The 10,615-nt window shown below is 68.7% G+C and carries 9 protein-coding genes and 1 pseudogene; 7 read left to right on the top strand and 3 right to left on the bottom strand.

Translation table 11 applies throughout. The annotated features are described in order from the left end of the window. Positions 1-472, bottom strand: a pseudogene (locus EON91_RS08280) (urocanate hydratase); the annotation flags it as partial. A gap of 69 nt (positions 473-541) precedes the next feature. On the opposite strand from EON91_RS08280, the gene EON91_RS08275 reads away from it, so the two are divergent. From EON91_RS08275 to EON91_RS08255, 5 genes are all read left to right on the top strand, one after another. After that, the gene (locus tag EON91_RS08275; protein WP_292093359.1) at positions 542-1,240 is read left to right on the top strand and encodes a UTRA domain-containing protein; all 699 of its coding nucleotides are present in this window, start codon (positions 542-544) and stop codon (positions 1,238-1,240) included. A 4-nt stretch (positions 1,241-1,244) separates the two neighbouring features. After that, complete coding sequence (locus EON91_RS08270) at positions 1,245-2,135, top strand: agmatinase family protein (protein WP_292093356.1); 891 nt, start codon at positions 1,245-1,247, stop codon at positions 2,133-2,135. Next, positions 2,135-3,349 (top strand): imidazolonepropionase, encoded by a 1,215-nt coding sequence (gene hutI, locus EON91_RS08265; protein ID WP_292093361.1) that lies wholly within the window; start codon positions 2,135-2,137, stop codon positions 3,347-3,349. Before EON91_RS08270 ends, hutI begins: the two co-directional genes overlap by 1 nt. A gap of 62 nt (positions 3,350-3,411) precedes the next feature. Then, a complete protein-coding gene (locus EON91_RS08260) occupies positions 3,412-4,233 on the top strand; it encodes a hypothetical protein (protein WP_292093353.1) in 822 nt (273 codons plus the stop codon). Continuing rightward, positions 4,152-5,732, top strand: coding sequence for an NAD(P)/FAD-dependent oxidoreductase (locus tag EON91_RS08255; RefSeq protein ID WP_292093350.1), 1,581 nt, complete (start codon positions 4,152-4,154; stop codon positions 5,730-5,732). Before EON91_RS08260 ends, EON91_RS08255 begins: the two co-directional genes overlap by 82 nt. Here the strand turns inward: EON91_RS08255 and EON91_RS08250 are convergent. Next, the gene (locus tag EON91_RS08250; RefSeq protein ID WP_292093348.1) at positions 5,719-6,102 is read right to left on the bottom strand and encodes a response regulator; all 384 of its coding nucleotides are present in this window, start codon (positions 6,100-6,102) and stop codon (positions 5,719-5,721) included. The genes EON91_RS08255 and EON91_RS08250 overlap by 14 nt on opposite strands. Beyond that, positions 6,099-7,622 (bottom strand): PAS domain-containing sensor histidine kinase, encoded by a 1,524-nt coding sequence (locus tag EON91_RS08245; protein WP_292093347.1) that lies wholly within the window; start codon positions 7,620-7,622, stop codon positions 6,099-6,101. Before EON91_RS08245 ends, EON91_RS08250 begins: the two co-directional genes overlap by 4 nt. Before the next feature lie 68 nt (positions 7,623-7,690). Here EON91_RS08245 and EON91_RS08240 point away from each other — a divergent pair, with 68 nt between their 5' ends. Further along, the gene (locus tag EON91_RS08240; RefSeq protein WP_292093344.1) at positions 7,691-9,256 is read left to right on the top strand and encodes a carboxylesterase family protein; all 1,566 of its coding nucleotides are present in this window, start codon (positions 7,691-7,693) and stop codon (positions 9,254-9,256) included. Between the two features lie 219 nt (positions 9,257-9,475). Continuing rightward, a complete protein-coding gene (locus EON91_RS08235; protein WP_292093343.1) occupies positions 9,476-10,528 on the top strand; it encodes a LacI family DNA-binding transcriptional regulator in 1,053 nt (350 codons plus the stop codon). The last annotated feature ends 87 nt before the right edge of the window (positions 10,529-10,615 follow it).

The following is a 10,615-nucleotide window of genomic DNA, read 5'->3' as shown; positions in this document are numbered from 1 at the left end:
GCTGGCGACCCGCCTCCATGAAGGTCTCGTAGGTGCCCTGCACGATACCCTGGGTGCCGATGTAGATCCACGACCCGGCCGTCATCTGGCCGTACATCATCAGACCCTTGCGATCGAGTTCGTTGAAATGCTCCCAGGTCGCCCATTTGGGCACCAGGTTGGAGTTGGCGATCAGGACGCGCGGGGCGTCGGCGTGGGTGCGGAAGACGCCGACCGGCTTGCCCGACTGGACCAGCAGGGTCTCGTCGGCTTCCAGCGTTTGCAACTGCTCGACGATGGTGTCGAAAGCTTGCCAGTTGCGGGCCGCCTTGCCGATGCCGCCATAGACGACCAGGTCCTCGGGACGCTCGGCCACCTCGGGATCGAGGTTGTTCATCAGCATGCGCATGGCGGCTTCGGCGGCCCATGTCTTCGCCGTCTTTTCCGGGCCGTGCGGGGCGCGGACGACGCGGGCGTTGCTGTGGTCGGTCATGAGAGTCTCCGCCTTGGTTGGTCCAGTCTTATGTCTAGACATTATAGTGCGCAAGGGTAGTCTGATCCCATGGATCACGAGCCGCTTCATCGACGGATCGCCGGCGATATCGAGCGCCGCATCGCCTCGGGCGAGTGGCGGCCGGGTTTCCGCATCCCGACCGAGGCCGAGCTGATGGCCGAATACGGCTGTGCGCGGATGACGGTGTCGCGGGCGATGTCGGACCTGTCGGCGCGGGCGCTGGTGGTGCGGCGCAGGCGAGCGGGGACGGTGGTGGCCCACCCGCCGGTGCATTCGTCGGCTCTGGTGGCCATTCCCGACATCCAGTCCGAGGTTGAAGGGCGGGGGTTGACCTATTCGCACCGCTTGCTGGGTCGGATCGTGCGTCCGGCGCGCGACGATGAGGGGTTGGGTGAACGGGTGATCGAGCTGGAGACCCTGCATCTGGCGGACGAGCTGCCGTTCGTCTTCGAACGTCGCCTGATCTCGCTGGATGCGGCGCGCGAGGCGGAAGCCGCCGATTTTACGACGCAGCCCCCGGGCGGATGGCTGCTGGCCCATATGCCCTGGACTGAGGCCGAGCACCGGATTTCCGCCGTCGGCGCGGACCATGAGACGGCGACCCATCTGGGTTTGGCCGACGGCGCGCCCTGCCTGCGGCTGGAGCGCCGGACGTGGCGTGACGGTCTGGGGGTGACGTGGGCGTGGCAGACCTTCCCCGGAGCGGCCTATGATCTGGTCGCGCGCTTTTCTCCGACCAAAGGGTGATTCCATGAGCGAACCGTCTGAAGCCCTGGGCTGGCGCTCTGTCGCGGATCTGGTCGGCCACCATCCCGACGCCTCCGTCGCCCTGATCGGCGCGCCGCTGAACGAGCGGTCGCTGACGCCTGGGCGGTGCGATCTGGGGCCCAAGGCGTTGCGCGCCGTCCTGCCGCGCCTGTCCACCTATGACGTCGAGACGGGGTTGGAGCTGGAGGTTCGGGTGCATGACGCCGGGGACGTGGCGCTGAAGGCCGTGTCACCGGCCGACGCGTTCGAGCCCGTCCGCGACGCGGTGGCGGCCCAGGCGCATCGGGCGCTGACGATCCTGGTCGGGGGCAACAACGCCATCACCCGGCCGGGCGTGCATGCGCTGGGTCTCAACCGCGTGGGCGTGCTGACGCTGGACGCCCATTTCGACCTGCGCGACACGGACCAGGGCCTGACCAACGGCAATCCGATCCAGGCCCTGCTGGACGACGGCATGGACGGCGCGCGGATCAGCCAGGTCGGCCTGGCCCCCTTCGCCAACACCCGCCGCGCGCATGACAAGGCGAAGGCTGCCGGCATTTCGGTCCGCATGGCGCGCGAGTGCCGGGAGCGCGGTCTGGCCGTCGTCGTCGCCGAGGAGCTGGAGCGGCTGTCGGCGCTGTGCCAGGTCATCTATGTCGATTTCGACATCGACGTGATCGACCGCAGCCAGTGGCCCGCCAGCCCGGGTGCGCGGCCGGGCGGGGTGTCGGTGCAGGATTTCTTTGACGCCGCGCGGGTGATCGGGGGCCACCCCAAGGTGCGGGCCGTGGACCTGACGGAATACGATCCGTCCCTGGAGGTTGGAGATCTGGGCTCGCTGACGGCTGGGCGCTGGTTTTGCGAAATCCTCAGTGGGGTGGCCGGGCGATGATCCTCGCCGACCGTCTCATCACCGACTGCAACGTCGCGACCATGACCGAGGGTGGCCAGCCCTATGGCGGGATCGAGGACGCGGCGATCCTCATCAGCAACGGACGCATCGCCTGGGTCGGACCGCGTGCCGACCTGCCTGTGCACAAGGCTGTGGATACCGACTGTCTGGGCGGGCGCTGGGTCACACCGGGTCTGATCGACTGTCACACCCATCTGGTCTTCGGCGGCGACCGCGCGGGCGAGTTCGAGCGGCGGCTGGAAGGCGCGACCTATGAAGAGATCGCGCGCGCCGGGGGGGGCATCGTCTCTTCGGTCAAGGCGACGCGGGAGGCGTCGGAGGACGAACTCTACGCCTCGGCCTGCAAGCGTCTGGAGGGGCTGAAGGCCACGGGCGTCACCACGGTAGAGATCAAGTCCGGCTATGGTCTGGACCGCGACAGCGAGTTGAAGATGCTGCGCGTCGCGCGCCGGATCGGGCGCGAGGCGGGGGTGCGGGTGCGCGCCTCCTATCTGGGCCTGCACGCGGTGCCGGCAGAGCATAAGGCCGACCGCGCCGCCTATGTGGACAAGGCTGTGGATAACATCCTGCCGGCCGCCCATGCCGAGGGGCTGGTGGATGCGGTGGACGCCTATTGCGAGCCCATCGCCTTCACCACGGACGAGGTGGCGCGCCTGTTCGACAAGGCCGAGCAACTGGGCCTGCCGGTCAAGCTGCATGCCGACCAGCTGTCGGACGGCGGCGGGGCGGCGCTGGCCGCCCGGTATCACGCCCTGTCGGCCGACCACATCGAGCACACGACCGAGCCGGGCGTTCAGGCCATGGCCGAGGCCGGGGTGGTGGCGGTTCTGTTGCCCGGCGCCTTCCTGATGCTGCGGGAAACGAAGCTGCCGCCGGTCGATCTGTTGCGGCGGCACGGCGTGGCCATGGCGGTGGCGACGGACTGCAATCCCGGCACCTCGCCCGTCGCGTCGATGACGGCGGCGCTGAACCTGGCGTGCGTCCAGTTCCGCCTGACGCCGGAGGAGGCCTTGGCCGGCGCGACCCGCCATGCAGCAAGGGCGCTGGGCTTGTCGGCCGAGGTCGGGACCGTTGAACCGGACAAGGCCGCCGACCTCGCCGTCTGGGACATCGGTCGCCCGGCCGAGCTTTGCTACTGGCTGGGCGCGCCCTTGCTGGCCCGGCGTTACCTGGGCGGTTCGCCTCAAACGTGAACCTGAGCGGCATTAAACCTCAGGTATTGATTGCGTCCGATTACGTGATCTAAGGTTGCGTCATGGCGGACGCGACTGACACCCTTGCGCGACTGGTCGGCGAGGCCGTCGCCAACGGCTGGCGGCCGGACGACGGCGCCCCGGCCGCGCGCCGCCTGCTGAAACGGCTTTCGCGCCTGAAGCTGCTGGATCCGGATTGCGGGGACGGCGCGGTGCTGGCGGCGGCGACGCGAGCGCTGGGCGATCTGGCGACGCGGGCCTGCGCGGCGGCGGGGGCGCCCGCCCTTCTGCGTTTGCGGACCACCGCTCTGGCCGGCAATCGTATCGACGCCTGGGCCATGTCCCGACGGCTGGAGGTGGACGGTGCGGCGACGCAAATTCGGTTACGCGATCCGTTTCTGGGGGCGGGCGGGACTGCGGCGCGATGGCCCCGGGCGGATCTGATCGTCAGTGGTCGGGCGGGACGCGCCGGGACGCTGTCGGCGGCGAAGGGCCAGCCCTATGCCGACGCCCTGTGGCGGCTGGATCAGGGGCGGTTCCGCTCGGCGCGGCCGGACCTGTTGCTGCTGGACCGGGCGCTGTGTGCGGTGGCGCGGCATGGCGGCGTCGCCGTCATGGCCTTTGATCCGACAGGTCAGGAAGACGCCTGGGCCGAAATCCGCCTGCAGATCGCGGCCGAACGTCGCCCGCCGCGACTGGACGTCATCACGCTGGCGGACGGTCGACAGGCGGTCGTCGCGCAGGGCGTTGCGCGGGCGCGCGCATCGGCTATGGCTGGGTCCGAACCGAAGAGGGCGGGGCCGTGGTCGAGACCGATGTCGTTATCCTGGGCGGAGGCCACAACGGTCTGGTCTGCGCCTTCTATCTGGCGCGGGCGGGACTGAAGGTCACGGTGCTGGAGCGCCGCCACGTTGTCGGCGGCGCGGCGGTGACCGAAGAGTTCCATCCCGGTTTCCGCAACTCGACCGCCAGCTATACCGTCAGCCTGCTGAACCCGCGCGTCATCGCCGACATGGACCTGCCGCGCCACGGCCTGCGGGTGGTCGAGCGGCGGGCGGCCAACTTTCTGCCGTTCGACGATGGCCGCTATCTGTTGGCGGGCGAGGGGCGGACGAAGGCCCAGGTGGCCAAATTCTCCACCCGCGACGCCGAACGTCTTGGCGACTATGAGGCCCGGCTGGAGACGGTGGCGGCCATCTTGCGCGACCTGATCCTGACGACGCCGCCCAACGTCGCCCAAGGCGGCTGGCTGGCGGCCCTGCCTGAGATGTTGAAGGCGGCGTCGCTGGGCCGGCGGGTGGCGGGGCTGGACCTGCCGGCCCAGCGCGACCTGCTGGACCTGTTCGCCAAGTCGGCGGGGGACTGGCTGGACGGCTGGTTCGAGAGCGATCCGATCAAGGCGCTGTTCGGCTTCGACAGCATCGTCGGCAACTACGCCAGCCCCTATACGCCGGGCTCGGCCTATGTCCTGCTGCACCATGTCTTCGGCGAGGTGAACGGCAAGAAGGGGGCCTGGGGTCACGCCATCGGCGGCATGGGGGCCATCACCCGGGCCATGGCCGCCGCCTGCGCCGAACAGGGCGTCGACATCCGGCTGGATACGCCGGTGGCCGAGGTGCTGACGGAAAAGGGCAGGGCGGTTGGGGCGGTGACCGAGGGGGGCGACGTCTTCCGCGCCCGCGCCGTGGTGTCGAACCTGCATCCGCGCCTGCTGTTTGACCGGCTGGTCGATCCGGGCGTGGTCCCGGCCGACTTCAGCGAGCGGATGAGCCGTTACGCCTCGGGTTCCGGCACCTTCCGCATGAATGTGGCGCTGTCGGAGCTGCCGCGTTTCACCGCCTTGCCGGAACAGGGCGACCACCTGACGGCGGGCATCATCATCGCGCCCAGCCTGGCCTATATGGACCGGGCCTATTCGGAGGCGCGGCTGAACGGCTGGTCCTCGGCGCCCATCGTGGAAATGCTGATCCCCTCGACTCTGGATGACAGTCTGGCGCCGGCCGGACAGCATGTCGCCAGCCTGTTCTGCCAGCACGTCGCGCCCGATCTGGCGGATGAACATCGCGACACGGTGGCGGACCTGATGATCGAGACGGTCGACCGTCACGCGCCGGGCTTCAAGGCCTCGGTGGTCGGGCGACTGGCGCTGGGCCCGCGGGATCTGGAACGGCGCTTCGGCCTGATTGGCGGCGACATCTTCCACGGACGGCTGACGCTGGACCAGTTGTTCAGCGCCCGGCCGGTGCTGGGCCATGCCGATCACCGCATGCCCGTGCCGGGTCTTTACCTGTGTGGATCAGGCGCGCACCCGGGCGGCGGTGTGACCGGCGCCCCGGGTCACAATGCGGCCAAGGCCGTGCTGAAGGACGTCAGGCGAAGCTGATGTCCATGGCCGTCAGCAGGGCCTCGCGTACGGTCGCCTCGGTGAACGGCTTCTGGATCGTGGGGTGGCCGCGCCACTCGTCCGGCAGGCCGCCCTCGCCATAGCCGGTCGAGAAGACGAACGGCACGCCCCGCGCCTTCAGCGCGTCCGCGACGGGAAAGACGGTCGTGCCCGCAACGTTCACGTCCAGCAGGGCGCAGCTCAGTTCGGCCTCGGCCTGAACGAGGCGGACACCCTCTTCGACGGTGGACGCCGGGCCGACAGGCGCGCAACCCATGTCCTCCAGGATCGTCTCCAGCAACATGGCGACGAGGGACTCGTCCTCCACGATCAAAACCCGGCGGCCTTCGATTCCTGTCTGGGGGGTCATGCGGCTTGTCCTCGATCCAGCGGAACCATGATCTCCGCGGTGAAACCATCGATGCGATAGTCGGTGTCGATCGTGCCCGCCAGGTCATGGCGCACGCTGCGCTCGACCAGGCGGCTGCCGAATCCCCGTCGGGAGGGAGCCGCGACGGCGGGACCGCCTTCCTCGCGCCAGTTGAGGGTCAGCATCCGGTCGGTCTGGTCGCTCAGGCTCCAGTCCACGACCACACGACCGTCCGGTACGGACAGGGCGCCGTATTTGGCCGCGTTGGTCGCCAGTTCGTGGACGATCATCCCCAGCGCCAGCGCCGAGGCGGGCTCCAGCGCCACGACCGGGCCGTTCAGCAGCACGCGGTGCGTACCGTGCGCCTGGGTCTCGTGATCCAGGACATCGTGCAGTTCGGCGCCTTCCCAGTGGCTGCGGGTCAGCAGGTTGTGGGTATGAGACAGGGCCAGCAGACGCGACTGGAAGCTTTCGGCGAAGGTCGCAGGATCGGCATGTGAGCGCGCCGTCTGCATGGCGATGGACTGAACGGTGGCCAAGGTGTTCTTCACCCGGTGGTTGAGTTCATCGATCATCAGCTTTTGGCGTTCGGCGGCCAGAACGTTCTGCGTCACCTCATAGCCCTGGACGAAGATGCCGGCGACGCGGCCCCTGTCGTCCCGGATCGGCTGATAGACGAAGTTCAGGAAAACGGTCTCCAGAGGCGAGCCCGGCGTGCGTTGCAGGGCGACGCGGCTTTCGCGCCCTTCATAGGTCTCGCCGGTGGCGAAGACCTCGTCCAGGAATTCAAAATAGCCCTGACCCTCAAGCTCGGGCAGGGCCTCGCGGATCGCCTTCCCCGTGATCTCGCGGTGACCGATCAACTGGCCATAGGCCAGATTATGCATCTGGAAGACATGATGCGGACCAGTCAGCACGGCGGCGAAGCCCGGCGCCTGCATGAACATCTCGACCAGCTGGTTCCGCTCGGTCTGAAGCAGACGGTTGGCGGCCTGGACATCCGTGGCGCGTTTCAGCACGCTGCCGCCGATCATCGCGTCCAGCGCCGACGCGCCATTGTTGCGTCGGTCAGCGACCTGACGACGCAGATTCTCCAGCTCGCTGATGTCAGTCGTGTGTTGCAGGATGTAGCGGATAGCGCCGTCGTCATCGCGAATGGGGGTGTGGGTCGCGCTCCAGAACCTGTTCTCGAACGTGACGACGCCTGCGGCGTCGCGGACGGGCATGGCGTATTCGATTACGGCGATATGATCCGGATTGCCGGTGCGAAGGACCCGCTCGAACGACTCTTTCAGCTGACGGACGTTCTGGGCCGCGATCTCGCCGGGGCCGGAATCGAAGGCTTCGAAAACCGGACGGCCCAGCAGATCGTCGCGAGCGCCGCCGACAGCGTTCAGATAGGCCTGGTTCATCCCGGCGTACCGCAGGTCCGGCGTCAGAAGCATGTAGGGATTGGCCGAGGCGTCGAACGCCGCCGCCAGGTCAGCGTGGATCGCCCCTGCTTTCGCCAGTTCTTTCAAGAGACAATCCACCCCATACGCGTCCCGCTAACGCTTGGGACGTGGAAAGTTTCCGCTAGTCTGTAACAATGAAGCGCGCCAGTTCTTTCCTGTCCCTCATCGCCCTGGTCTGCATGATCACCGCATCTCCTGCCGCCTCGGCGCCTGTTCCGGATCGTCCGGTCGTCCGCGTGAACCAGGGCGAACTGGTTGGCCGCAGTCGCGAGGGTGTGACCGCGTGGCTGAACATTCCCTATGCCGCGCCGCCGGTCGGCGCCCTGCGCTGGCGGGCGCCGCGCGCGGCCGAGGGCTGGAGCGGACCCCGCGACGCCGGCGCCATGGGCGCCCTGTGCATCCAGCCGCCCGCCAACGGCGACCCCGGCGTCGGTCCGATGCCGATGAGCGAGGACTGCCTGAACCTGAATATCTGGAGACCCGAGGGCGCCGGATCGGCCCCGCTGCCGGTCATGGTCTGGATCCACGGCGGCGGCTTCAATAACGGCTCGGGGACGGCGGCCCTGTATGACGGCGCGGCGTTGGCCCGGCGTGGCGTGGTGGTGGTGACGCTGAACTATCGGCTGGGTCGGCTGGGCTTCTTCGATCATCCCGCCCTGGCGGCCGAGCGGGCGGAGGATGAGCCGGGCGGAAACTATGGGCTTATGGACATCATCGCGGCGCTGGGCTGGGTCCGCGCCAATATCGCGGCCTTCGGCGGCGATCCGGAGGCGGTGACCGTGTTCGGCGAATCGGCGGGCGGGGCGGCGGTGACGCGGCTGATGATCGCGCCGCCTGCGCGCAGCCTGTTCCACCGGGCCGTGGTTCAGTCGGGTCTGGGACGTGAGCGCTCGACCCGGCTGGAGCAGCCGGGCGACCGCGGCGAGCCATCGGCGCAGGTGAGGGGCGAAGCCTTTGTCGCCGGTCTGGGTATGGCCGAGACGGTGACGGCTGACGCCCTGCGCGCTGTGCCCGCCGACGCCTTCCTGACACCCGCGCCCAGCTTCTTTGGCGGGGATCTGACGCTGATCGACGGCCAGGTGGTGGCGCAGCAGGTGATCGACGCCTTCGCCACCGGGCGTCAGGCCCCGGTCCCCCTGATTATCGGCACGAACAGCAAGGAGTTCTGGTGGATCAAGCCGAACGATCCCGGCGCCTATGGCGGGGTCGACGACACGCTGGACGACGCAGAGCGCGCGGCCTTGATCGACGCCTACGGCGGGGCGCCGGGGTTCGAGGCCGACATCATCAGCGACATGATCTTCAACGAGCCCGCTCGCGCCCTGGCGCGCCTGCACGCGGCGGCGGGGCATCCGACCTACCTCTATCGGTTCGATGTGGTGTCGGCCGCCATGCCCGAGCCGCACGGCGGGGCGACCCATGCGTCCGAGCGGCCCTATGTGTTCGACAACCTGACCGCCTCGTCCTGGGCGACCGACGACATGGACCAGCGCGCGGCCACCGCCATGGCCGACTACTGGACCGCCTTCGCCCGCGCCGGCGATCCCAATGGCGGCGACCATCCGATCTGGCCCCGGGTGGGGACGGGCGCGACTCACCTGCTGGAATTCACCAACGCCGGGCCGATCGAAAAGCCCGTGCCGAACGCGGACCGGCTGGATCTGATCGAGTCGCACTTTCGCCGACTGGACCCTCGCTGAGGGCGCAAACGCCACAGGGGACGGGGAAACGCCCTGTGAACGGGCCGTAAGCCTTGTGTCCGAAGCGAGGCGCTTGCGTGTCGGGCCGGTGGTGTGTCATGTAACCGTTTACACCCCGAGCTGACGGACCTTCGATAAGGGGGCCGGGACGGTGCGGTTGTCAGGGAGGATGTCTTTGGAAACCAGGATGCGACCGCGTCCGCTACCGCGCGTGACGGCATGAAGGCCGCCACGATCCGCGATGTCGCGCGCCATGCGCAGGTTTCCGTGGCGTCCGTTTCCCGCGTCCTGAACAGCGCCGACGCCGTGACCGAGGCGACGCGCCTGCGGGTCATGCAGGCGATCGAGACGCTGCGCTATGTGCCGCATTCCGGCGCCCGCAGCCTGTCGACCAGCAAGACCCAGACGGTCGGCGTCATCCTGCCCGACCTGTACGGCGAGTTCTTTTCCGAGCTGATCCGCGGCATGGACGTGGCCGCGCGCCGCGCCGGCTATCACCTGATCGTCTCCAGCTCGCACGGCGACACCGAAGAAGTGTCGTCGGCCATCCGCTCGATGCGGGGCAGGGTGGACGGGCTGATCGTGCTGTCGCCCCATATCGACGCCGCGAACCTGGCCGCCAACCTGGCGGGGAGCTTGCCGGTGCTGCTGATGAACAGCGGCGCGGTGGACTCCGGCCGTCCCTCGATCATCGTCGACAACCGGGGCGGCGCCGTGACGGCGGTCGAACATCTGCTGTCGATCGGACGCCGCCGCATCGCCCACATCGCCGGTCCCGCCGGCAACCTGGAAGCCGAGGCCCGGCTGGCCGGCTATCTGGAGGCCATGGCCCAGGCGGGCCTGCCGCCCATGGTCGTCCAGGGCGACTTCATGCAGGCGTCCGGCCATGCGGCCGGCGTCAATCTGGCCACGCGGGCGGATCGCCCCGACGGCCTGTTCGCCGCCAACGACATGATGGCCGTCGGCGCCCTGCTGGCGCTGCAGGATGCGGGCGTCCGCTGCCCCGAAGACATCGCTGTCGTCGGCTTTGACGATATTCCGCTGGCCGCCTTCATTCGTCCGTCGCTGACGACGCTTCGTTCCGGCGTCGCCGAGACCGGCGCCCGCGCGCTGGAGCGGCTGGTTGCCATGGTCGATGACCCTCGCGCCGCCGTGTCCGACACTGCCTGCGAAATCGTGCGTCCCGAACTGGTCGTGCGCCAGTCCAGCACGGCAACCAACCCTTCCCAATCAACCCCGGCGCGGACCCCCGCCAGCGCCCCGGCCCACTAGGCCGCGAGATCGAGGAGACGGACCAGAGCAAGCTTGACTGTAACCGGTTACGCCGCGCCGCCTTTCAAGAGGATCGGCGTCGCTAGG

Origin of the sequence: Brevundimonas sp. (assembly GCF_004210735.1) — a bacterium.
Classification (GTDB): Bacteria; Pseudomonadota; Alphaproteobacteria; order Caulobacterales; family Caulobacteraceae; genus Brevundimonas.
The sequence above is the reverse complement of the archived record's forward strand: the minus strand, read 5'-3'. Positions and strand labels throughout refer to the sequence as shown.